21 protein-coding genes are annotated in these 22,265 nt (G+C 64.4%); 2 read left to right on the forward strand and 19 right to left on the reverse strand.

Features of this window, described 5'->3' with window-relative positions; genetic code table 11:
* Window positions 1-71: 71 nt before the first annotated feature.
* The 12 genes from IVB41_RS11690 to IVB41_RS11745 form a co-directional block, all read right to left on the reverse strand.
* The gene (locus IVB41_RS11690) at window positions 72-851 is read right to left on the reverse strand and encodes an SDR family NAD(P)-dependent oxidoreductase (RefSeq protein WP_247431175.1); all 780 of its coding nucleotides are present in this window, start codon (window positions 849-851) and stop codon (window positions 72-74) included.
* 56 nt (window positions 852-907) lie between these two features.
* Window positions 908-1,498: a thiamine pyrophosphate-dependent enzyme gene (locus IVB41_RS11695; protein WP_247431177.1), complete on the reverse strand. Its 591-nt coding sequence runs from the start codon at window positions 1,496-1,498 to the stop codon at window positions 908-910.
* The gene (locus tag IVB41_RS11700; RefSeq protein ID WP_247431180.1) at window positions 1,498-2,037 is read right to left on the reverse strand and encodes a thiamine pyrophosphate-binding protein; all 540 of its coding nucleotides are present in this window, start codon (window positions 2,035-2,037) and stop codon (window positions 1,498-1,500) included. Before IVB41_RS11700 ends, IVB41_RS11695 begins: the two co-directional genes overlap by 1 nt.
* A gap of 162 nt (window positions 2,038-2,199) precedes the next feature.
* Complete coding sequence (locus IVB41_RS11705) at window positions 2,200-2,943, reverse strand: aspartate/glutamate racemase family protein (protein WP_247358402.1); 744 nt, start codon at window positions 2,941-2,943, stop codon at window positions 2,200-2,202.
* Window positions 2,944-2,952: 9 nt separating this feature from the next.
* Window positions 2,953-4,218, reverse strand: a complete 1,266-nt coding sequence (locus IVB41_RS11710) for an FAD-binding oxidoreductase (RefSeq protein WP_247401356.1) — start codon at window positions 4,216-4,218, stop codon at window positions 2,953-2,955.
* 3 nt (window positions 4,219-4,221) lie between these two features.
* The gene (locus IVB41_RS11715; protein ID WP_247431183.1) at window positions 4,222-5,883 is read right to left on the reverse strand and encodes a thiamine pyrophosphate-binding protein; all 1,662 of its coding nucleotides are present in this window, start codon (window positions 5,881-5,883) and stop codon (window positions 4,222-4,224) included.
* 198 nt (window positions 5,884-6,081) lie between these two features.
* Window positions 6,082-6,867 (reverse strand): ABC transporter permease, encoded by a 786-nt coding sequence (locus IVB41_RS11720; protein WP_247287794.1) that lies wholly within the window; start codon window positions 6,865-6,867, stop codon window positions 6,082-6,084.
* Complete coding sequence (locus tag IVB41_RS11725; RefSeq protein ID WP_247287793.1) at window positions 6,864-7,721, reverse strand: ABC transporter permease; 858 nt, start codon at window positions 7,719-7,721, stop codon at window positions 6,864-6,866. Before IVB41_RS11725 ends, IVB41_RS11720 begins: the two co-directional genes overlap by 4 nt.
* Before the next feature lie 28 nt (window positions 7,722-7,749).
* On the reverse strand, window positions 7,750-8,808 hold the full coding sequence (locus IVB41_RS11730) for an ABC transporter substrate-binding protein (RefSeq protein WP_247431186.1): 1,059 nt from the start codon (window positions 8,806-8,808) through the stop codon (window positions 7,750-7,752).
* A gap of 28 nt (window positions 8,809-8,836) precedes the next feature.
* The gene (locus IVB41_RS11735) at window positions 8,837-10,144 is read right to left on the reverse strand and encodes an FAD-binding oxidoreductase (RefSeq protein ID WP_247431189.1); all 1,308 of its coding nucleotides are present in this window, start codon (window positions 10,142-10,144) and stop codon (window positions 8,837-8,839) included.
* 15 nt (window positions 10,145-10,159) lie between these two features.
* Window positions 10,160-10,876, reverse strand: coding sequence for an HAD family hydrolase (locus IVB41_RS11740; RefSeq protein ID WP_027570518.1), 717 nt, complete (start codon window positions 10,874-10,876; stop codon window positions 10,160-10,162).
* Window positions 10,877-10,914: 38 nt separating this feature from the next.
* The gene (locus IVB41_RS11745; RefSeq protein WP_247431192.1) at window positions 10,915-11,997 is read right to left on the reverse strand and encodes an ABC transporter ATP-binding protein; all 1,083 of its coding nucleotides are present in this window, start codon (window positions 11,995-11,997) and stop codon (window positions 10,915-10,917) included.
* A 211-nt stretch (window positions 11,998-12,208) separates the two neighbouring features.
* Between IVB41_RS11745 and IVB41_RS11750 the strand changes: the two genes are divergently transcribed.
* Window positions 12,209-13,147, forward strand: a complete 939-nt coding sequence (locus IVB41_RS11750) for a LysR family transcriptional regulator (protein WP_247431194.1) — start codon at window positions 12,209-12,211, stop codon at window positions 13,145-13,147.
* A 57-nt stretch (window positions 13,148-13,204) separates the two neighbouring features.
* On the opposite strand, the gene IVB41_RS11755 is transcribed toward IVB41_RS11750, so the two are convergent.
* The 7 genes from IVB41_RS11755 to IVB41_RS11785 all read right to left on the reverse strand — a co-directional run bounded on the left by IVB41_RS11755 (window position 13,205) and on the right by IVB41_RS11785 (window position 20,631).
* Window positions 13,205-14,116: a lipase family protein gene (locus IVB41_RS11755; RefSeq protein ID WP_247431197.1), complete on the reverse strand. Its 912-nt coding sequence runs from the start codon at window positions 14,114-14,116 to the stop codon at window positions 13,205-13,207.
* 263 nt (window positions 14,117-14,379) lie between these two features.
* Complete coding sequence (uxuA, locus tag IVB41_RS11760; protein WP_247431200.1) at window positions 14,380-15,570, reverse strand: mannonate dehydratase; 1,191 nt, start codon at window positions 15,568-15,570, stop codon at window positions 14,380-14,382.
* A 15-nt stretch (window positions 15,571-15,585) separates the two neighbouring features.
* A complete protein-coding gene (locus IVB41_RS11765) occupies window positions 15,586-16,635 on the reverse strand; it encodes an L-idonate 5-dehydrogenase (RefSeq protein ID WP_247401353.1) in 1,050 nt (349 codons plus the stop codon).
* Window positions 16,632-18,038 (reverse strand): TRAP transporter large permease, encoded by a 1,407-nt coding sequence (locus tag IVB41_RS11770; protein ID WP_247431203.1) that lies wholly within the window; start codon window positions 18,036-18,038, stop codon window positions 16,632-16,634. The genes IVB41_RS11765 and IVB41_RS11770 overlap by 4 nt, the downstream gene beginning before the upstream one ends.
* A gap of 4 nt (window positions 18,039-18,042) precedes the next feature.
* Window positions 18,043-18,621, reverse strand: a complete 579-nt coding sequence (locus IVB41_RS11775; RefSeq protein WP_247287781.1) for a TRAP transporter small permease — start codon at window positions 18,619-18,621, stop codon at window positions 18,043-18,045.
* A gap of 136 nt (window positions 18,622-18,757) precedes the next feature.
* Window positions 18,758-19,717: a sialic acid TRAP transporter substrate-binding protein SiaP gene (locus IVB41_RS11780; protein WP_035963484.1), complete on the reverse strand. Its 960-nt coding sequence runs from the start codon at window positions 19,715-19,717 to the stop codon at window positions 18,758-18,760.
* A gap of 104 nt (window positions 19,718-19,821) precedes the next feature.
* Window positions 19,822-20,631 (reverse strand): FadR/GntR family transcriptional regulator, encoded by an 810-nt coding sequence (locus IVB41_RS11785; RefSeq protein ID WP_247431207.1) that lies wholly within the window; start codon window positions 20,629-20,631, stop codon window positions 19,822-19,824.
* A 144-nt stretch (window positions 20,632-20,775) separates the two neighbouring features.
* On the opposite strand from IVB41_RS11785, the gene IVB41_RS11790 reads away from it, so the two are divergent.
* Window positions 20,776-22,260 carry a mannitol dehydrogenase family protein gene (locus IVB41_RS11790; protein WP_247431209.1) on the forward strand — a complete coding sequence of 495 codons (1,485 nt, stop codon included), beginning with the start codon at window positions 20,776-20,778 and terminating at the stop codon, window positions 22,258-22,260.
* Window positions 22,261-22,265: the final 5 nt, after the last annotated feature.

Genomic DNA, 22,265 nt, shown 5'->3' on the forward strand with positions numbered 1-22,265 from the left:
CGGCTCACCGCCGGCGTCTCGGCGTACTGGATCGCCCGGTCAAGCCGGGCGATGACACGAATGGGTCCGCCCTATTTCTCCTTCACCGGCACCGTGTAATTCAGGATCAGCCGCCCACCATCCGGGTAGATCGTCTGCCCCGTGATGTAGGACGCATCGTCGCTCGCAAGAAACGCCACGACGGAGGCAACCTCGCTCGGCTCGCCGCCACGGCCGGCCGGCGTGCGTGACATCACGGTCTTGCGGGCCTCCTCCGAGGTGTAGATGGACGATGCCACCATGTCGGTCAGAATCGTGCCCGGTCCGACGGCCACCACGCGAACATTGTGCGGAGCCAGCGCGACGGCGGCCACTGATGTGAGCTGCTTCATGCCGCCCTTGGACATGGCGTAGGTCGCAAGCGCCGGGATTGCCAGCAGCGCGTTCACCGACGACATGTTGATGATGACCCCGCCGCCGCCTTGCGCGATCATCTGCTTCGCCGCCGCCTGCACGCCGAAGAACGCGCCCTTCAGATTGATGCCGATGATCTCGTCGAATTCTTCTTCGGAAATCTCCAGGAGGTCCCGGTTGCGAGCGACGCCGGCATTGTTGACCATGATGTCGAGCCGGCCGAACTCCTTCACGGCCGTTGCGACCAGTTGGTCGACGTCGGCACGCTTGGCGACATTGCCGACGACGGTACGCAAGGCATCCGGTCGCGCGAGTTCGGCGGCCGTCGCGGCCAAGCCGTCGGCATCGACATCCGAGATGACGACCTTGACGCCGTCGTCGAGGAATCGTTTTGCGCAGGCCTTGCCGATGCCGCGCGCCGCGCCGGTGATGGCGGCGACCTTGCCGGTTAGTTTCATGGTCTCACTCCAGGATAGCTGCTTGGGGCAGACTGTCGCCAGGTGAGAAACCCGGCTCAGGCCGCCGCGAAGCCGAGATGAGCACGGAACCGGTTTTTGATAAAGACAGCATCGCGCGAGGGCAGCGAGCGCGGCGGATTTTCCGCCAGGACCTTGATGACAAAAAGCCGCGGGCCATCGGCCGTCTCGTCGAGCTGCGTCGCCAGACGTTCCACTTCCTCGAGCGTCCGCACGGTTCCGGCGGCGGCAAAGCCGCAAGCCACGGCAATCGCGGTGAGATCGACGCCGCGCCCGGTGTGGCTGGCCTGCATTCCGGTCTCGCCAAAATGCTGGTTGTCGATCACGACGATGTCGAGATTGCGCGGGCGCGCGACGCCGATGGTGGCGATGCCGCCGAGGCCCATCAACTGCTCGCCATCCCCGGTCAAAGCGAGGACGCGCGTTCTCGGCTGGGCTTGCGCGAGACCAAGCCCGATCAGCGCGGCGCCGCCCATGGCGCCCCAGAGGTAAAAATTGCCGTCGTGGTCACCGACCGAATGAAGGTCGTAGGTCGGCGAGCCGAGGCCGGAGACGACCAGCGTGTCCTTGCGATTCTTCAGAAGCGCGGCAACGGCGGCGCGGCGGTCGAGTTGAGCTTGCATTTGCATCACCACTTCTTCTTGCCGATCAGACGTTGCCCGATCAGGACTGCGATCTGCTGATCGGATTCGTAGGCGAGCGCTGCGGCCGATTCGACCGTCTCGACCAGATCATTCGGCGTCTCCGCGCGCATCACCTTCAGTCCGATCGCTTCCAGCGAGGGCTGCGTCGCCCGGCTCATCGGCACCTGCCAGGGATTAAACTCGGCCCATTCGCCGCGCATCGTCACCAGCATCAGCAGTGGAAATCGTCCGATCGCCGACAGCGACAGCATGTTGATGCAATTGCCGACCCCGCTCGACTGCATCAAGAGCACGCTACGTTGGCCGCCGAGCCAGGCGCCCGCGGCGATGGCGACGCCCTCCTCTTCCGTCGTCAGCACGTTGGTGGTGACGTCGCGATCTGCCGAGAACAGGCGGATGAGCTGGCTGTGACCGGCATCGGGGACGTAGGACATCTGCCGCACGTCGGCGGCTTTCAGGATGCGGTAGAGCTCGGACGGCCAAGCGTCTGCGCGCGTGTCGGGATTGGATTGAAGGCTGTGCACCGCTTGTCTCCGTGGATTTCGAGCAGCACTCTAGCGATGTTCAGGCGCCAAAGCTCTGACCGTCTGGCGCGATCAGGTATCGAGGGATTGTATAGCTGCTGCCGTTCGCATGAGTTCAGCGAGAACGATGCGCATTGCTGCGCCATGGCAGCTTCTCGACCTTTAGCCAAACCGACGCGGGCGCAGTCCGGCATGAAACCAGGTGATCATGGAATAGATGTCATACACGGGCAATCCAACTTCGGCCTGCAAAGCTGCCGCATAAGGCGGCATGTTGGTGCATTCCAGCACGATCGCGCCGACATCCGGGTTCCTGGCGACCAGCTCCTTGCCGGCCTCGACCACGTCACGTTCCGCCTGCGCGATATCCATGTCGTCCTTCTCGGCCTTGATCAGGACGCGGAAGAATTCCTTGCCGTGCTCGGTGCCGACCAGCGGCGTATCGAGCGGCACGCCGGCACCTGCGAGATGGGCGGGCGTCAAGGATGAACCGGACACCGTGACGAGGCCGACGCGCTTGCCCGGCGGCAAGGTCGCCTGCACCCACGGCACCTGCATCAGTGACGAGGTCGCGACGGGAACGCCGACCGCGGCTGCGATCTCCTTCTGGAACAGAGAGAGGAAGCCGCAATTGGTGGTGATGGCTTCGGCCCCGAGCCGCACTAGATCCTTTGCCGCATCGATGAAGTCAGGCAGCAGACCGGCCGCACCCTTCAGCACCACCTTCTCCGGCGAAGCCCCACCCACCACGCGATAGAGCACGGGGAAAGGCCAGGTGGTGCCGTTGCCCATATCGCCGGGAATGCGGGGAAAGCGCGCCTCCAGCATCAGGATGCCGAGCGGCGCCCCATAAATGGCTTTGCCGCCGCGGGCGATTCGGGGGGACGAGTTGGCTGGAGCGGTCATGATGCGATCTCAGAGAAAACGATCGGGCGAAAACGGTGCGAGCGGAATTTCCGGCGGCTTGCCGCTCAGAAGCTGGGCGACGAGACGGCCGGTGCGGGCCGAACCGACCAGGCCGATATGGCCGTGGCCGAAGGCATAGACGATGTCGCGCGATGCCCGCGCGTAGCCGATGCAGGGACGTCCGTCCGGCATGCTGGGCCGATGGCCAAACCAGGTCTTGATACGCGAAGCCGGAATATCCGTCGGCAGTTTCGGGAACATGCTGAAGAGGTTGTTGCGCAAAATCTCGGCGCGCTTCCAGTTGGGCTCGGCCTCGAGGCCTGCGATCTCAACCGTCCCGGCGGCGCGCAAACCCTTGTCGGTCCAGTTCACCACCATCTTCGCATCCGAGGCCATCATCGAGCTGCGCGGGCCCGTCTCCGGATTCTCGATCATGACGTGATAGCCGCGCTCGGTCTCCAGCGGCAGCGGATCGCCGACGGATGCGGTGAGCCGCTTCGAATGCGCGCCGGCGGCAATCACCGCGGCATCGCACGCAATCTCGCCGGCCTCGGTCAGGACGGCCACGAGCTTGTTGTCAGATAGCTTCAGCCCGATTGCCTTGGCGCGCACAAGCTTGGCACCGCTTGCCAGCGCATGTTGCGCGAGGGCCGCGACATAGGCTCCGGGGTCGCGGCAGCGCCCGGCCTCTTCCACCACCACGCCGAAAGTGTAGCGCGGATGCAAATCGGGCTCGCGCTGACGCATCTCGTCGGCCGAAAGCTCCAGCCATTCGACGCCGACGCGCTTGCGCACGCGCCAGCCGAGGTCGTTGTCGAAATTGCCGCGCGACGGGAAGACATGCATCACACCGTTACGCTCGATCAATTCAGGAACGCCCGCCTCCTCCGCGAGCTTCCTGTGCAGCAGCGGCGCGTCCTTCAGGAGGTCGCGCAGCGCAAAGGCCGTCGTCTCGACCCGCGTCTCGGTCCAGCCCGACAGCAGATACTTGATCAGCCAGGGCAGCACCTTCGGCAGATAAGACCAGCGGATCGCGAGCGGCCCGAGCGGATCCATCAGATAACCCGGCACCTTCTTCCAGACGCCGGGCTCGGCCGGCGGGATCACCGAATGCGACGAGAGCCAGCCGGCATTGCCGTAACTCGCCGCCTGTTCGCCACCGGGCTCGCCCGGATCGATCAATGTGACGCGATGTCCCTCGCGCAGCGCCTCGATGGCACTGATCACGCCGACCGCGCCGGCACCGATGATGGCGACGTGGCGGCCCCCCGACATCGCTTAAGCCTTCACCGCAGGGGCAAAGTCCTTGCCGACCGACATCGCCCGCGGATCGATGATGCAGTGGAGGATCGACGGCTTGCCCGAGGCGAGCGCACGCTCGAAGGCCGGCGCGAACTCTTCGGTGCGCTCGACGCGCTCGCCGTGGCCGCCGAACGCTTTTGCGTACATCGCGAAATCAGGGTTCTTGAGCTGGGTGCCGACCACGCGACCGGGATAGTCGCGCTCCTGGTGCATGCGGATGGTACCGTATTGCGCATTGTCGACGACGATGACGACGAGGGCTGCGTCGTACTGCACGGCAGTCGCGAATTCCTGCCCGTTCATCAGGAAGCAGCCGTCGCCGGCGAAAGCTATGACGGTGCGGTCCGGATATTGCCGCTTCGCGAGCACCGCGGCCGGCACGCCATAGCCCATCGAGCCCGACGTCGGAGCGAGCTGCGCCGCAAAACTGTGGAAGCGGTGATGGCGATGGATCCAGCCGGCATAATTACCGGCGCCGTTGCAGACAATCGCGTCCTTGGGCAGGCGATCGCGCAGCCAGGTCATGACTTGTCCGTACTGGAACGTGCCCGGCAGCTCGCGCGCCTTCTCGGTCCAGGCGAGGTAATCGGCATGCGCCTTGGCGGCTTCGCCCTTCCAGGCGACGGCGCCGGCAGGCTTCAGCGTCTCGACCGCGGCCGCGAACGCGGCGGGCGTGGCCTGGATCGCGAGCTCAGGCTGATAGATGCGGCCGAGCTCTTCGGAGCCCGGATGAACGTGGATCAACTTCTGCCGCGGGGTCGGAATATCGAGCAGCGTGTAGGATGAGGACGGCATCTCCGACATGCGGCCGCCGATGAGCAGAACGACATCGGCGTTGTCGATGCGCGCCTTCAGGCCCGGGCTCGGGCCGATGCCGAGATCGCCGGCATAGTGCGAGTGATCGGCGTCGATCAGCGAGGCCCGGCGGAACGAGGTCGCGACCGGCAAGTCGAAGCGCTCGGCAAAGCGCGCGATGCTCCTGGTCGCCTCATCGGTCCAGCGCGAGCCGCCGAGAATGACGAGCGGTGCCTTGGCGCTCGCAAGCATGGCGCCAACGCGCTCGATATCGGCGGGCGCCGGCCAGCTCACCGCCGGCTCGATCCGCATGGCGTCCGCAACGGCAGCAGTCTCGGTCAGCATATTTTCGGGCAGCGAGATCACGACGGGACCGGGCCGCCCCTGCATGGCGACGCGGAAGGCGCGCGCGACCAGCTCCGGAATGCGGTCGGGACGATCGATCTCGACCGCCCATTTCGCCATGGTGCCGAACACCGCCTTGTAGTCGAGCTCCTGGAACGCCTCGCGCTCGCGCATGCCGGTGTCGACCTGACCGACGAACAGGATCATCGGCGTGGAATCCTGCATCGCGATGTGGACGCCGTGGCTGGCATTGGTGGCGCCGGGGCCGCGGGTGACGAAGCAGATTCCGGGGCGGCCGGTGAGCTTGCCATAGGCCTCCGCCATCATCGCCGCACCGCCCTCGGCGCGGCAGATCATGACGTCGATCGGGCTGTCATGCAGCGCGTCGAGCGCCGCAAGGTAGCTCTCGCCCGGCACGCAGGTGACGCGCTCGACGCCTTGCGCGACCAGCTGATCAATCAGGATCTGGCCCCCGGTGCGGGTGTTGCGAATGGTCATGACGGCTCCCTCAAGGCTTTGGCAATGCGTTTCGCAGCTTCGCGAAAATTTTGTTCCGGGCTGGCGTAGGACAGCCGGAAACAAGGTGCAAGGCCGAAACCGCTGCCCGGCATTACGGCCTCGTCATGCCTCTTCGGCAAATAGCGGCGGCAGCCATGCCTCTCTCGGACGTCGACCTGGGAGCGGGCCCCCTTGCCGTCATGCCCCTTTGCGCTGCCGCGCGCTTGCCAGCAGCACCAGCATGAACGAGGCCGCGGTCATCAGCGTCGAGATGGCGGCGATGGTCGGGTCGATCTCGTCGCGGAGCGCGGTGAACATGCGCTTGGTCAGGGGCTGATACTGGCCGCCGGAGATGAAGAGCGCGACGATGGTCTCGTCCATCGCCGAGATGAAGGCGAAGATGCCGCCTGCGACCACGCTGGACTTGATCTGCGGCAGGGTCACCGCGAAGAAGCTGCGCAGGCGGTTCATGCCGAGGCTGCGTGCGACCATCTCCTGCGCCGGGTCGAAGCTCTGCAAACCCGCCAGCACCGAGATGATGACGTATGGCAGGCCCAGCATCACGTTCGCCAGCACCAGGCCCGGCAGCGTCGCGACCAGGCCGACTTTGGCATAGAGGAAGAAGATGCCCACCGCAGTGATGATGATCGGCACCACCAGCGGCAACAGCAGCGCCACGTGGATGACGCGCATGATGCGCAGCTTCGACTGGCTGATGGCGTAGGCGGCGGCAACGCCGAGCGGCGTCGCGATCACCACGGTCAGGAGCGCGACCGTCAGCGTCACCCGCGTCGCCTGCATCCAGGCGGCGTTGGAGAAATACTGCTGATACCAGCGCAGCGAGAACGACGGCGGCGGGAAGGTCAGGAAGCGCGCGCTGGAGAAGGAGATCGGCGCGATAATCAGCACCGGCAGGATCAGGTAGACCAGCACCAGCGCGCTGATCACATAGAGGGCGATCCGGGCGGGCGACAATCGTGTCATTTCTGCCCCAATATGCGATCGAGCGAGATGAAGCGGCTGACGGCGAAGAAGATCGCGAGCACGCTTAAGAGCAGCACGACGGCGACCGCGCTCGCGGCGCCGAACTGGTTGTAGAGCTCGACATTGCGGCTCACCAGCATCGACACCATCACCGTGCGGCCGCCGCCGAGCAGTTCCGGCGTGATGTAGAAGCCGAGGCAGAGCACGAACACCATGGTGCAGCCTGCGAGCACGCCCGGTAGCGACAGCGGCAGGAAGACGCGGACGAAGGTGAGCGACGGGCTCGCCCCCAGGCTGGCGCCGGCCTGCATGAGATCGCTCGGAATCTTCTGCATGGTGGCATAGAGCGGCAGCACCATGAACGGCAACAGGATGTGTACCGTCGCAACCACGGTGCCGAAGGTGTTGTGCACCAGCGCGAGCGGTTCGCTCGTCACATCGAGATAACGCAAAAGCTGGTTGATCACACCGGTGCGCTGGAGCAGCGCCAGCCAGGCATAGGCGCGCACCAGCACACTGGTCCAGAACGGCAGCACGACCAGCGACAGGATGAGAATGCTCCATCCTTTCGGCACCGAGTTGGCGAGGTAGGCCACGGGATAGCCAAGCAGCAGCGCGATTCCCGTGACCGCGAGGCTGATCTCGAAGGTCAGCGCAAAGCTGCGCCAGTAGATGTCTTCGGTGAAGACGCGGCGATAATTCTCCAGCGTGAAGCCGTCATGATAGATCGACTGCCAGGCGAGCCAGCCGACCGGCAGCACGATCAGAGCCAAGATCACCAGCAGCGCCGGCGATACCAATGCCAGCATCAGCGCATGCTCGCGGCGCTGATGCTTTTGCGATGGATCTGGCATGGATCTCGTCAATGCGGTCTCGCTTGGCTTACTTCTGCATGAACGACGCCCAACGCTTCTCGGCGGCTTCGCCGGCCGGCGAGGACCACCAGGCGTAGGACATCAGCGCCTGCTTGGCCGCATTGGCGGGCTCGCTCGGCAATTGCGCGGCGCGCTCGGGCTTGATCACCCCGGTATCGAACGCCTTGGGATTGCCCGGGCCGTAATCGATATTGAGCGGCAGATTGGCCTGGTGCACGGGATCGACGGCCTCGTTGAGAAATTTGACTGCCGTCTCGAGATTCGGCGCGCCCTTGAGGATGCAGAGCGAGGTGCTTTGCAAAACGCCCTGGTTGTAGGTGAAAGCGACCTTGGCGCCTTCCTTCGCGACGGCGCTGACGCGGCCGTTCCAGGCCATCTCCATATCGACCTCGCCGTCATTGAGAAGCTGCGCCGACTGTGCGCCGGAGGTCCACCATACCGTGATGTGCGGCTTGATCTCTTCTAGCTTCTTGAAGGCCCGGTCGACGTCGAGCGGATAGAGCTTGTCGGGCGCGACGCCGTCGGCCATCAGCGCCGCCTCGAGCGTGGCGATCGGATGGTTGCGCAGCGCACGGCGGCCGGGGAATTTCTTGACGTCCCAGAAATCGATCCAGCTGTTCGGCGCATCCTTCGGGAACGTCTTCTGGCTGTAGGCCAGCACGCTGGAATAGAACTCGTACGACACCGAATAGGGATTGCGATAAGCCTCCGGCATCGCCGCCGCGTTAGGGATTTTCGAGAAATCGAGTTTCTCGATCAGCCCCTGCTCGCCGCCGCGCAGGCAATAGCCGGTTGGAGTATCCACGACGTCCCAGATCGGCTTGCCGCTGCCGACTTGCGTCTTGATCGCGGGCCAGGCATCGGGAATGGAGTCCTGGTTGATGGTGATGCCGAGCTTCTTGGCGGAGGGATCGAGAATTGCCACCGTCTGCGCCTGCTGATAGGCGCCGCCCTGCGAGACGAAGGTGATCTGTTCGGCAGCGGCGGCGATGCCGGTTGTTGCGAACAATCCGAGCGATCCGCCCAACAGCGCGTAGCCAAATCGAATATCTCGTTTCGTCGTCATCCTCGCCTCCTCTGTCACCAATTGAACGTCATTGACCGATCGCATCGAGAAACTGGTACCAGCCGGCGACCATGCGGACGGCGGGCTCGCGCAGCAGATAGAACGGGATGGCTCTCAATCGCCGCGCGTCGAGCAGCCCGACCTGTGGCGTCTCGCCGCGCACGAAGGCGGCGAGATAGCGGCCCATCAGGCTCGACATCGCCACGCCCGCGCCGTTGTAGCCCATCGAGAACAGCGTGCGGTCGTCGAGCCGGCCGATATGCGGCACCGAGTCTAGCGTCATCCCGACCAGGCCCGACCATTTGTAGGCGAGCGGGACGTCGGCGAGATCAGGGAAGATTCCGACCATCGCCTTGCGCAACGCGTCGAAGGCGGTTTCCGAATCCTGCTTGCCGAACGCGCCGCGGCCGCCAAAAATCACGAGGTTGTCGACCATGCGGAACCAGCGCATCATGCGCTTGGTCTCGGTGTAAGTGCGCCCGGTCGGCATCAGGCTTCCCGCGAGGTTGCGCGGCAGCTTGTCGGTCGCGATGATGGCGCTGCGGAACGGGATCAGCGTGCGCTGCATGTTCGCGGTCGCGCCGGTGAGGTCGGAATAGCTGTTGGTGGCGAGGATCGCCTGCTTTGCCCGCACCGCGCCCTGCGGCGTTTCGGCGACGATGCCGCCGTTCTCCCGCCGCAATCTGACGACCGGTGACTCCTGGAAAATATTCACGCCGCGGCGCGCCACGCCATCAGCAAGGCCGCGCAGATAATTCAGCGGATGGATGCCGCCGGAGCCGGGATTGAGCACGCCGCCGACGAAGATGTCGGAGCCGGTCTCGTCGCGCACTTGCCGCTTGTCGAGGATGCGGACCTCCGCATCGCCCATCTCGCGCTTCATCCAGTTGGCTTCGTCGATCGCGGCCTTCAGGGTCGTCTCGTTGTGGGCGGCCTTGACCTGGCCGGTGCGCGTCAACGCGGCACTGGTGATGCCAAATTCGGAGACCAGCTCCTCGACGATATCGGTGGATTCATGCGCGATCCCGTACATGCGCTGCGCCATGGCGCGGCCGTGCACGGCGTCGATCTCGCGGAACGAGAGGCGGAACTTTGCGGTGATCACGCCGCCATTGCGGCCACTCGCGCCCCAGCCCGGGCGGTTTGCTTCAAGCACGATCGGCGAAAGGCCGCTCTTGGCGATGTAGTGCGCAGCGGACAGGCCCGTATAGCCCGCACCGATGATCACCACATCCGCCTGGTGCTCGCCTGACAGAGCCGGAAACTCGCGCGCGGGCTCGGCCGTGGCTGCCCACAGCGAGTTGGCCGATGGCAGCGCGTTCCGGTCCCGTGTCATGCCACCGCTCATGCCCTACGCCGCCGGCCCAATGGCCGCATCGGCAAGCGCTTTCAAGGTCGGAAAATGGAAGTCCGGCTTGGTCAGCGTCTCCACGGCCGGTGTGCCTCCGAAGCCGGCCATGCCCTGACGACGCTCGATCCAGCACACCTTGTAGCCGAGTTTCCGCGCGATCCCGATGTCGTGATACTGGCTCTGCGCGACGTGAAGGATATCGGACTGCTTGTAACCGAAAGCGGACTGGCGCCCCTTGTTGTACGCGAAAAACTCCGGATCGGGTTTCGCAACGCCAGTCTCGTCGGCGCACACGGTATCGTCGAAGGGATTGCCGAGCGCATGCGCGTAACAGGAGAGCGCGACCCGGTCGGCATTGGTCATCGCGACCAGGCGGAATTTCGTGCGCAGGCGTTTGAGTGCCTCGACCGAGTCCGGGAACGGTCCCCAGCGCAGCACCGCGAGTTGGAAGACGTCGCAGGAGGCGTCATCGGCCTGTAGCCCGAGCTCCTTGGCAAGATAGCGATAGACATGAAACATCACCTCGCTCGAACGCTCGTGGTGCTTGTCGCGACCGCGCTTGTAGGATTCGAAGATCTTGTCATCGCTGAGCTCGGCCGGCGACTTGCCCGAGATCCGGCGCACCGCGGAGAGCACGCCGGTCTCGAAGTCGATCAAGGTGCCGACGACGTCGAAGGTGAGAACCTTGAAATTGCTGAACGAGGCTGTTGACGACATTTTTTTGGCTTCTTCTCTCGGTTGGACAAGGCTTGGGTTCAGTCCCTCACCCTGGGCACGACGATGGTGTCCTCGGGATGAAGGGTCACGGTGAGACTGCCGCCGAGCGGCGGGATGCGGCTGTAGGCCTGGTGATAGCTCGCTTGGCGCAGGCTGAGCCCGATGCCATCGGCGAGCGCCAGGAAGATGCGCAGGCTCTCGCCCTGATAGACGATGTCGGTGACCGTGCCGGTCAGCCGATTGCAGGCGTTGTCCGGCGCGCCGTCGTCGATCAGCAGCTTTTCGCTGTGCACGGCGAGCATCAGCGCGTCCCCTTCGGGAATGGCCCGGGCGCTGCGCAGAAGGACATTGCCGAGCGCAACGCTGGAGGCGTCGACGCGACGCACGGGAAGCATCGTGGCCTCGCCAATGAAACTCGCGACGAAGGAATCCGCGGGATGATCGTGCAGGCGCTCGGGAGCGTCGATCTGGATCAGCCTGCCGTCCTTCATCACGGCGACGCGGTCGCTCATGGTCAGCGCTTCGCGTTGATCGTGGGTGACGTAGATGATGGTGGCGCCGATGCGCTTGTGCAGCGTGCGCAGCTCGATCTGCATGGATTCGCGCAGCTGCTTGTCGAGCGCGGACAGCGGTTCATCCATCAGGATCAGCCGCGGCTCGAAGATCATGGCGCGTGCGAGCGCCACGCGCTGGCGCTGGCCGCCGGAGAGTTGCGCGATACCGCGCTCTTCGTAGCCGGCAAGGCCGACCATCGAAAGCGCCGCGCGCACCTTATCCGGCCAGGCCGCCTTCGGCAGCCGTCGCGCGCGCAAGGGAAAGGCGACATTCTCGCCGACGCTCATATGCGGGAACAGCGCGTAGTTCTGGAACACGACGCCGATGTCGCGCTTGTGCGGCGGCATCCAGGTGACGTCGCGGCCGCCGAACAGGATCGTTCCGCTCGATGGCAAGATGAAGCCGCCAAGGATGCCGAGCAACGTGGTCTTGCCGGAACCGGAGGGGCCGAGCAGCGAGACGAACTCGCCGGCCGCGACATTGAGGGACACGTCGTCGAGGGCGCGAACGGCGCCATAGGCCTTGCTCGCGGATCTGATCTCGACGCTTTCCGCTCGTTTGTCCAACGATCGACCTCGCCATGTCCCTACATGGCGTGCCTCACTGCGCGCCATAAGCCTGCTTTATAGACAGGACATTTGAGCACTTACGGTCGAAGCGTGCACCGCACCAACTTCTTCGCTCGCGAGCCCTGTCTTTAGGCTGTCATGTCGATGACACCAGACTTGGCAAAACTCGGCAATTGCCAAATTCTCACCCGGCTCATAACATGGTGTTATGCCCGAGCTGCGCCGGATGCTGCCCTCAAGTAACGCCCTGTTCGTCTTCGACGCAGCGGCGCGCAATGGCAGCTTCACGGCTGCGGCCGCCGAATTGAACGTCACCCAGCCTGCGGTGAGCCGGATGCTGGGTCAGTTCGAGGACCATCTCGGCGTCCGCCTGTTCGACCGCAAGGCGGGACGCGCCGTGCTCACCGAGGAAGGCGAACTCTTGTATCGCCGCGTGCTCGAAGGTTTTCGCAGCATCGAGAGCGGGCTGGTCGAGATCGAGCGGCGCCGCAAGGGCACCGAGACGGTGACGCTGTCGGTCTCCTCCGCCTTCACCACGCATTGGCTGATGCCGCGCATCGACAAGCTGCAGCGGCAATTCCCTCAGGTCGATTTGCGCTTTCAACTGATCTCCGGCGCGCTGCGCGGTCCGGTGGAAAATGTCGATCTTGGCATGCGCTTCCGCGATCGCGAGGAGCCGTCATCCGGCGGCACGCTGGTGATGAAGGAGGTCATGCTGCCGATGTGCAGTCCTGCCTATCTCGGCGAAACCGATCCCGCCGAGGGCAACACCATCATTCGGCTCGCCGAGACGCCGGGCGACTGGGCCGCGGATTACGCATCGCTTCTCACGGGGCGCCGCGGTGCGGCCAAGGCGCTGAGCTTCACGGACTATGCCGTCGTGATGCAGGCCGCCCTGCTCGGCCAGGGCATCGCGCTCGGTTGGCTGACGGTCGCCTCGCACTGGCTGTTGACCGGCGCGCTGGTGCCGGCCTCCGACACGCTCACCACCACACGCCGCATCTGCGAATTCCTGCCACCGCGCAACCGGCCGATGCGTCCCATCGCCGCCGAGATCCGCGACTGGATCACCGCGCAGATGAAAAGCGAGGTCGCCGCGATCGACCGGCTCTATCCGAAGCTCGGCGCGATGGCGGCTTGCTACTAGAGCGTTTTCGGGCGAAGTGGACCGGTTCACGTGAAGAAAACGCATCAAAACCGAAGTCTAGGCGGGTGTCAGCGCGGCACAGTAACGATCGGGCAGGTGATCGCCGATCCCCGCCGGCAGCAGCACCGTGAGCCTGCCGACGACATCCGACCGCGTGTTCTCGGATACGCCGCTGAGGAGATTGCGGACCTGCTCACCAATTCCAGCATTCGCCATTGGCTCATCCGAACCAACATTCGTCGTGAGCTGGCTGGCGCTGAATTTGGCGCCGCGTGCACAGGCGAGATAACGGCCGACGTGATGAAAGCCAAGCCCAGGCGGAGGCACGGTCGGGACGATGTCGGTGCCGTGCACGAGACGATAGGTCGTCCTGCCGAACGTACCGTTGTAGAGGGCGACGAAATCGTCGCGGCCCACGCGCGGACAACCGTAAAGATAGATCTGCGCAGCCGCGAGCTGGAGCTGCTCTCGCGCGAAGTCCGCCGTTGCCACCGCGATCGCGGCGCCGAGGCTGTGCCCAGTGATGAAGATCGGTGATTTGCGCGCCAGCGCTGCCGCCAGTGCGCTCTTCACGCCGTCCCATACGGCCGCCGCCGCATCGACGAACCCCTGGTGCACGGGCGCCTTCGGTCGGCCAAGCGTGAAATCGCTGACCCAGTTCAGGAGATGAAGCGGGTCGGTGCCGGCGAAGGCTACAATGGTTGCGTCGCCCTTGCTCGCGATGATCCCGCGCGTGTCGGTCAGCGGCAGCGTCGAATGCGCCGGTTGGCTCAGCAGCTTGACACCGGACAGATCCCAGAACGGAGAGATCCTATTGATGGTGTCCGGCACATGGGTCTCGTAGGCGAGTTGCGACATCCACATCATCGCGCGAGCGATGTCGAGATCAAAGCCGGTTGATGTCTCGTTGAATTTTGCAAATGCCCGCCGGTCATATTGATCGGGAGGGAGTTCGACCAGAATGCTCACATCAAGCTCCTAAATGGCTTATTGCTGCAATGCGTCGATCGAAAACGGAATGGCGCTACCTTCGCATATGGTTGGAACTTTGACAATCTGTGCGCGTGCCCGGGACGTATTCTGCCTTCCCGCTTAAGAGGACAAGGTTGAGACGAGGCACCTCTCCCTCCGCGTCATTGCGAGCGTAGCGAAGCAATCCAGAGTCTCTCCGCGGAGGAATTCTGGATTGCTTCGCCGCGCTCGCTATGACGGTGTGGATAGAGTCTTGGCCTCTATCGATGCTCGATCGCGCGGATCGCACCGCGGAGCTCGGCGAGGCCGCGGAGGCGGCCGATCGCGGTGTAGCCCGGATTGGTGCGCTTGGTCGCCGCGAGATCGTCGAGCATGCGATGGCCATGATCGGGCCGGAATACGATTTGCCGGTCGCGCGAACGCCGCGCGTTCTCCTTCAGCAGCGCCTTCAGCACCGCGACCATGTCGACGTCACCGTCGAGATGATCGGACTCGTAGAAGGACAAACCATCCGCTTCGCGCTTGGTCGCGCGCAGATGCGCAAAGGCGATGCGCGGACCGAAGCGTTCGGCCATCGCGGGAAGATTGTTCTCGGCGCGCACGCCGAGCGACCCCGTGCACAGGCAGATACCATTCGCCTTCGACGGCACGGCATCGAACAACGCCTGATAGTCGTCGGCGCTGGACGCGACGCGCGGCAGGCCGAACAGCGGGCGCGGCGGGTCGTCCGGATGCAGCGTCAGCGAAACGCCGAGCTGCTCGGCGACGGGCGTGACGCGGCCCAGAAACTCGGCGAGATGCTGCCGCAGAATTTTTGGCGTGACGTCGCGATATGTTTCGAGCCGGTCGCGGAATTGCGGAATGGTCATCGGCTCGGTGGTCGAGCCCGGCAGCGCGCTGGCGATGACCATGACGAGATAGTCGATGTCGGCCTGGCTCATCTGGTCGAACAGCTTTTTCGCGCGGGCCTGCTGCTCGGATGAGTATTCCTGGGTAGCGGCGGGACGCTTCAGGATGTGCAGCTCGAACGCAGCAAAGCGATCCTGGTCGAAGCGCATGGCGCGGGCGCCGTTCGGCAGCTCCCATTCCAGATCGGTGCGGCACCAATCCACGACAGGCATGAAGTTGTAGCAGATGATCTTGATGCCGGCGGCGGCAACCGCCTCCAGGCTGGCGATCCACGTCTCGATCGAGCGCGTCGCCTTGGCCCCAAGACGCTTGACGTCGTCGGGGATCGGAATCGATTCCACCACCGACCAGGTCAGCTGCGAACGGCTGGGTTGGCCGTTCTCGATGAAGTTCTTGCGCTCCTCGACCGCCTTGCGTGTCCAGGCTTCGCCGATCGGCACCTGATGCAGCGCCGAGACGATGTCGCTCGCCCCGGCCTGCCTGACATCGTCGAGCGAGACCGGATCATCCGGCCCGTACCAGCGCCATCCCTCTAGCATCATGCCCATTTTCTCCGATCAGTTCGCGGTCAGCACGACCTTGACACTCTGCGAGCGGTCGAGCGCCAGCCGCAGTGCGTCCGGCGCTGTGGACAGCGGCCGCTCGGCGGTCACCAGCGACAGCACGTCGACACTGCCGTCCGCGATCAGTTCCACCGCCGTCATGAACTCGAGCCCGAACCGGAACGAGCCGCGCAAATCGATCTCCTTGGCCATCACCGCATTGGCGGGCACCGGAATCTGGCCACCCGGCAAATTGCCGATCTGCACGACAACGCCGCCGCGCCTGACGATACCGATCGCACTGGCAAGGCCTGCAGCCGTGCCCGAGACTTCGAAAGCGACATCGTAGGGGCGCGACGCGGCCTGCGCCTTCAGGCCTTCCTCGCCGGCTGCAACATTCTCGACGTAAGATGCGCCGAGCCGGGTCGCAAAGTCCAGCGGCGCCGGTGCGATGTCGGCCACCGTGATGTCGGTCATGCCGGCGCGGCGCGCGGCGAGCATGGTCAGAAGCCCGATCGGACCGGCACCGAAGATGATGCCGCGCGTGCCTTCGATGTTGCCGGCACGCGCGACCGCGTGCAGGCAGACCGCGAGCGGCTCGGCCAGCGCCGCGGCCTGATAGGACACGTGATCGGGAATCTTCACGCACTGCGCCGGAATCGCGTCGAAATAATTGGCGAAGCCGCCCTGCATATGCGGAGTCTTCGAGGCCGAGCCCATGAAGTAGATATTTTCGCAGAGGTTCTGCCGGCCTTGGCGGCAGGCGCCGCAATGGCCGCACCAGCGCGACGGGTTGACGGCAACGCGGTCGCCGACCTTCAGATTCGCCGCGGAGCCCGCGATCTCCACGACCTCGCCGGAGATTTCATGGCCGAGCACCAGCGGCGATTTCACCACGAAATCGCCGGTCCGGGCATGGCGGAAATAATGCATGTCCGAGCCGCAGATGCCGCCGGCGCCGAAACGGAGGCGCACCATGCCTTCGGCGAGCTTGTCAAGCGGGTGCTCGACCATGCGCAGATCTTCGGGGCCAAACAGGGTTGCGGCGAGAGCAGTTGAGGTCATTTGGAAAGTCCCATGTATTTCGGCAGCCAGAGGGTCAATTCGGGGATGTAGGTGATCGCGATCAGCGCGAGCATCAGCGGCACCAGCCAGGGCAGGATTGCCACCGTCGTGCGCTCGACCGAGAGCTTTGCGACGCGCGCGAGCACGAACAGCACCATGCCGAGCGGCGGATGCAACAGGCCGATCATCAGGTTCAGCGTCATGATCAGACCGAAATGGATCGGGTCGATGCCGAGCTTGAGCACGATCGGCAACAGGATCGGCACCAGAATGGTGATCGCCGCCGTGGTGTCGATGAAGCAGCCGACGAACAGGATCAGGACGTTGGCGAGCGCCAGGAACACCCATTTGTTGTGGGTGATGCTGAGCATCCAGTCCGACAGCATCTGGGCTGCCTGCGACACGGTTAGCAACCAGGCGAAGATCGAGGCTGCCGTGACGATGAACAGAACCGACGCCGTGGTCTCGATGGTGTCGAACGTCGCTTTCGCGACCGTCTTCAACGTCATGGTGCGGTAGCGTACCAGGCCGAGGAACAGCGACCAGATCACGGCGGCGACCGCGGCCTCCGTTGGGGTGAACCAGCCGAGCGTCATGCCGCCGATCAGGATCACCGGCGCCATCAGCGCCATCACCGCGGAGAAATCGAAGTACCAGTCGATCGCGAGCAGCGCGAATAGGCCAAGACCAACTGCCAAATTGGTGGAGAGACCGGCGACCGTCAGAAGCCAGACGGCCATCGGGAAGCTCAATACGACGACGATCTCAAGCCCCGCCGATCCCAATTGCGGCCAGGAGAACGGCGTATCGCTGCCCCATTTGTTCTTGTGCGCGAAGTAGGTGACGGTGGCCATCATGAGCAGCGTCAGCACGACGCCTGGAATGACGCCCCCCAGAAACAACGCGCCGATCGAGACGTTGGCCATCATGCCGTAGATCACGAAAGGCAGCGACGGCGGGATGATCGGGCCGAGCGTGGCGGACGCCGCGGTGACGCCCACGGAGAATTCCGTGGAGTAGCCGTGATCCTTCATCGCCTTGATCTCGATGGTACCGAGACCGGCGGCATCCGCGATCGCTGTGCCGGACATGCCGGAGAAGATGACCGAGCCGATGATGTTGACGTGGCCGAGGCCGCCCCGCATCCAGCCGACCAGCGCGACCGCGAATTTGTAGATGCGGCCGGTGACGCCGGCGATGTTCATGAGATTGCCGGCCAGGATGAAGAACGGCACGGCGAGCAGCGGAAAGCTCTCAACGCCGGCGATCATGCGCTGCGCCAGGGTGACGTCGGGCGTCACCCCGCTGACCAGAATGTAGAGCAGCGAAGACGCCGCCATGGCGATGGCCACGGGAACGCCGAGCAGCATGAGGATGAGGAAGCCTCCAAGCAACAGCAACATGGAATTACCCTTCAAAGCCGTCGTAGGCGCCGGGACGTTCGAGGATCGAATAGCCCTGTCGCAAATGTTGCACTGCCACCTGCACGGAGCGCACGAACATCAGCACGAAGCCGAGCAGCACCGCATAGTAGACGTAATCCTTGGGAAGATTGATCGTGGTCATGGATTCATCGCCGATGATCTGGATGTAGACCCAGACCAGCTTGATGGCGTAGCCGAAGAAGGCGATCCGGATCAGGTCGATCACCGTCGACAACGCCCGGGCCACGAGGTGCGGCAGATAGCGATAGATCAGATCGACCTGGATGTGCCGCGACAGCCGCACGCACATCGATGAGCCGATGAAGACCACGCCGATCAGGCAGTAGGTCGCGATCTCCTCGGTCCAGGCGTAGCTGTCGTTGAGCACATAGCGGGTAAAGAACTGGAGGAAGACGGCAAGCGCCATCACCCAGAAAATCGCCAGCGCGACCCAGTCCTCAAAAGCGTAGATGCCGAGATCGACCTTCGGCGCCGCCTCTTCCTCGAAGGTGTGGGCGATCTCGTCCGCGGTGATCTGCCGGTGCGTTTCGGCGGTGGACATGGGTTGCTCCTCAAACTGATCACGTCGTTCCGGGATGGTGCGTCAGCACCAGACCCAGAACCTCGAGATTCCCAGGTGCGCAATTGCGCACCTGAGGTTCGGTCCTGCGGACCGCTCCGGGATGACGACTACGTCGTCACTTCACCGCCTGAATGCGTTCCCAGTCGGCCTTGCGATAGCCAAACGTCTCGAACGCGACGTTCTTCAGCACGGTGTCGCGGAACTCGTTCTTGTCGACCTCCGTGACGGTCAGGCCCTTCTCCTTGAAGAAGGCGACCAGCTTGGCCTCGTTCTGCTTGATCTCCGCGGTCGCCTTGGCGGCGGCCTCCTGCGCGACGTCGGTGAAAATCTTCTTGTCCTCATCGCTGAGCTTCTTCCAGAGCGCGCCGGCCACCACCGTGTTGAGATGGTCGACGATGTGGCCGGTCAGCACGATGTGCTTCTGCACCTCGTAGAACTTCTTGGCCTCGATCGTGGTCAGCGGGTTCTCCTGCGCCTCGACGGTGCCGTTCTGGAGCGCCAGATAGACTTCGGCGAACGCGATCGGCGCGGTGTTGGCGCCGCAGGCGCGCGGCATCGCCAGATAGGCGGGAACGTCGGGCACGCGCATCTTCAGGCCCTTGAGGTCGGCACAGGTCTTGATCGGCTTGTTCGACGAAGTCTGGCGCACCCCGTAGTAGGTCACCGCGACGATGTGGTGGCCGCTCTTGTCCTCATAACCCTTGGTGAGCTCCTTGAAGATGTCGCTCTTGGTGTAGGCGAGCAGATGATCGGCATCGCGGAAGGTGTAGGGATAATAGGTGACGCCGATCGGCGGAAAGCTCTTCGCGGCAAAACTCGAGCCGGAGATGATGATGTCGACCGAACCAAGCGAAAGGCCTTGGTTGATGTCGGCCTCCTTGCCGAGCTGCGAGGCCGGATAGACGTCGATCGCATAGCGCCCGTTGGTGCGCTTCCCGATCTCCTGCGCGGCCCAGACCGACGCGGTGTGGAACGGCTCCGAGGTCTCGTAGACATGGGCCCATTTGAGCTTGGTCTGCGCCATGCCGGCGCCAGTCGTAGCAATCATCGCCGCGGCCGAGACCGCCAGCACCATTGTCATCTTTTTCAACACTGACTTTTCCTCCATCTTTCAAGTCTGCTTCTTTTAAATCTGCTTCTTGTCAGCCCGCCCCCAACGCGGGTGCGGGCTGCACAATGTCATCGCTGTCGCGCACTGCTGCTCTCAGCTCGCTTCTTCTTCGGCGCACGTTCCGGTTTTGACGGCTTTGCCGTCGATCGCGCAGTGCGCCCGGAAGACGGTGCTGCCGCTTTCTCGGCGCCGAAGTTCTGCGCAAAGCGCTCCTGGGATCGCGCGAGATGATCGCGCATCGCGTCGCGAGCCGCTTCAGGATCGTGTGCGGTGATGGCGTCGCGCACCGCGCGATGCTCGTCGAGCGCAGTGCGCCACGTGCCCGGGCTCTCGAAATAATGCGCAAGCTGCGCGAAATAGGGATTGAGGCGCTGGTCGAACAACTCGCCGACCACACGGACCAGAACGGCATTGCCGAGGCTGCCGGCGATCGCGACGTGGAAGGCGCGGTCGTGGACCATCGAGGCTTCGCCGGGGTGTTCTACATTCCCCATCGCGACAAGGGACGCATCGATGCGGGCAACGTCGTCTTTCGTCGCCACGCGCGCGGCTTCTTCGGCGATGGCGCTTTCCAGGAACTCGCGGGCGCGCAGCAGCTCGAACGGGCCCTCGATGACGAAAGCAGGCGCGGTCGCCGCAACCGCCGCGGGCTCGATCACATAGATGCCGGAACCGACGCGGATGCGGAGGCGGCCCTCGACTTCGAGCGCGATCAGGGCTTCGCGCACCGTCGGCCTGGAAATCCTGAGCTGCTCGGCGAGTTCGCGTTCGGTCGGCAAGCGGCTGCCGACCGCGTACTCGCCGCTGTCGATCAGGCTTCGCAATTGATCGGCGACTTGGCGATAAAGCCGTCTCGCCTCCACAGCTTCCAGCGGCACGCTGGTCCTCCCGAAAGGGTCATGCCGGCAGCTCTCGCTGCCCGCGGCCCGCCAATTTGGAAAATTGGTCTTACCAATTGACCGCAGCATTGACCGAGGATAGGCGCCATGTCAAGCAGCGGCCAAACAAGAGGAGAGACGACCATGCGCCTTGATCCAACGCGCCTTGGCCGCGCCAATTTCGATCGGCTGCCACCAGGTATTCGCCGCCCGGCCTACGACCGTTCGCGCGTCACCTCCGGCATCGTGCATCTCGGCCTTGGCGCGTTTCATCGCGCCCACCAGGCCGTCGTCATCGATGATTGCCTTGCGGCCGGCGCCACCTCGTGGGGCATCGTCGGCGCCAGCCTGCGCAGCCCTGACACACGCGACGCCCTCGCCCCGCAGGATCATCTCTATACGGTCGCCGTCCGTGCAGCCGAAGGCACCGAACACCGCATCATCGGTGCGCTGCTCGACAGCGTGGTCGCGCGCGAGAGCCCGGCACGACTGGTCGAGCGAATGGCCGATCCCGCCATTCGCATCGTCTCCCTCACCGTCACCGAGAAGGGCTACTGCCACACGCCGCAGACCGGCGATCTCGACGAGCGGCATCCTGATATCGTGCACGACCTCAACAATTTCGACGCGCCGCGCTCGGCTCCCGGCTTCATCGTGGCCGCGCTGGCGCGCCGGCGGGCCCTGGGCGCCCCGCCCTTCACCGTGCTGAGCTGCGACAACCTCGCCGCCAACGGCCACACCGTACAGCGGATCGTGACGCAATTCGCCGCGCTACGCTCGAAGGATCTCGGCAAGTGGATCGCGGATACCGCGGCCTTCCCCTCGACCATGGTCGACCGCATCGTGCCGGAGACGACGGATGGTGACCGCGATGCGGTTTCATCAGCACTCGGTTTGCACGACGCATGGCCGGTCATGACCGAGCCGTTCACGCAATGGGTGGTCGAGGATCGCTTTACGGCAGGCCGGCCCGACCTTGCCGCCGCCGGCGTCGAACTGGTGAACGACGTCAAGCCGTTCGAGTTGATGAAGCTGCGGCTGCTCAACGCCAGCCATTCGGCGCTGGCCTATCTCGGCTATCTCGCCGGCTACGAGACCATCGCCGACACCATGCAGGATCCGCATTTCGCGCGCCTCGCCGCGCAGGTGATGGAAGAGGCCGCGGTGACGCTGACGATGCCATCAGGCGCAGACCTGGCCGCCTATCGCGCCTCGCTGCTCAAGCGCTTCGCCAATCCGGCACTGCATCACCGCACCTGGCAAATCGCGATGGATGGCTCGCAAAAACTGCCGCAGCGGCTGCTCGGCGCGATCCAGGATCGTCTCGCCAGGAACCTGCCGATCGCGACGCATGCGCTCGCGGTGGCCGGCTGGATGCGCTACGTCAGCGGCCTCGACGAGAAGGGCCGCACCATCGACGTGCGCGATCCGCTCGCCGCCGAGTTCGCCGATTTGGCGCGCGAGGCAGGTCCCATCGCCGAACGATTGGCGCCCGCGCTGCTCGGCGTCGCGAAAGTGTTCGGGCCGCTAGGCGCGGAGCCGCGCCTGCGCGAGGCCGTGACCGTGGCGCTCGGCCGACTCTACAAGGATGGCGCGCGGCGTGCGGTGGAGACCCTGGTCTCGGTGTGACCACA

It is taken from the genome of Bradyrhizobium sp. 44, assembly GCF_023073095.1.
GTDB lineage: Bacteria > Pseudomonadota > Alphaproteobacteria > Rhizobiales > Xanthobacteraceae > Bradyrhizobium.

Coding starts and splice junctions, on each gene's coding strand:
- IVB41_RS11740 (WP_027570518.1), bottom strand. CDS start 10,876: ATGTCGTCAACAGCCTCGTTCAGCAATTTCAAGGTTCTCACCTTCGAC.
- IVB41_RS11780 (WP_035963484.1), bottom strand. CDS start 19,717: ATGGTGCTGGCGGTCTCGGCCGCGGCGATGATTGCTACGACTGGCGCC.
- IVB41_RS11775 (WP_247287781.1), bottom strand. CDS start 18,621: ATGTCCACCGCCGAAACGCACCGGCAGATCACCGCGGACGAGATCGCC.
- IVB41_RS11735 (WP_247431189.1), bottom strand. CDS start 10,144: ATGACACGGGACCGGAACGCGCTGCCATCGGCCAACTCGCTGTGGGCA.
- uxuA (WP_247431200.1), bottom strand. CDS start 15,570: ATGATGCTAGAGGGATGGCGCTGGTACGGGCCGGATGATCCGGTCTCG.
- IVB41_RS11730 (WP_247431186.1), bottom strand. CDS start 8,808: ATGACGACGAAACGAGATATTCGATTTGGCTACGCGCTGTTGGGCGGA.
- IVB41_RS11765 (WP_247401353.1), bottom strand. CDS start 16,635: ATGACCTCAACTGCTCTCGCCGCAACCCTGTTTGGCCCCGAAGATCTG.
- IVB41_RS11750 (WP_247431194.1), top strand. CDS start 12,209: ATGCCCGAGCTGCGCCGGATGCTGCCCTCAAGTAACGCCCTGTTCGTC.
- IVB41_RS11715 (WP_247431183.1), bottom strand. CDS start 5,883: ATGACCATTCGCAACACCCGCACCGGGGGCCAGATCCTGATTGATCAG.
- IVB41_RS11710 (WP_247401356.1), bottom strand. CDS start 4,218: ATGTCGGGGGGCCGCCACGTCGCCATCATCGGTGCCGGCGCGGTCGGC.
- IVB41_RS11695 (WP_247431177.1), bottom strand. CDS start 1,498: ATGCAAATGCAAGCTCAACTCGACCGCCGCGCCGCCGTTGCCGCGCTT.
- IVB41_RS11705 (WP_247358402.1), bottom strand. CDS start 2,943: ATGACCGCTCCAGCCAACTCGTCCCCCCGAATCGCCCGCGGCGGCAAA.
- IVB41_RS11770 (WP_247431203.1), bottom strand. CDS start 18,038: ATGTTGCTGTTGCTTGGAGGCTTCCTCATCCTCATGCTGCTCGGCGTT.
- IVB41_RS11725 (WP_247287793.1), bottom strand. CDS start 7,721: ATGCCAGATCCATCGCAAAAGCATCAGCGCCGCGAGCATGCGCTGATG.
- IVB41_RS11690 (WP_247431175.1), bottom strand. CDS start 851: ATGAAACTAACCGGCAAGGTCGCCGCCATCACCGGCGCGGCGCGCGGC.
- IVB41_RS11790 (WP_247431209.1), top strand. CDS start 20,776: ATGCGCCTTGATCCAACGCGCCTTGGCCGCGCCAATTTCGATCGGCTG.
- IVB41_RS11720 (WP_247287794.1), bottom strand. CDS start 6,867: ATGACACGATTGTCGCCCGCCCGGATCGCCCTCTATGTGATCAGCGCG.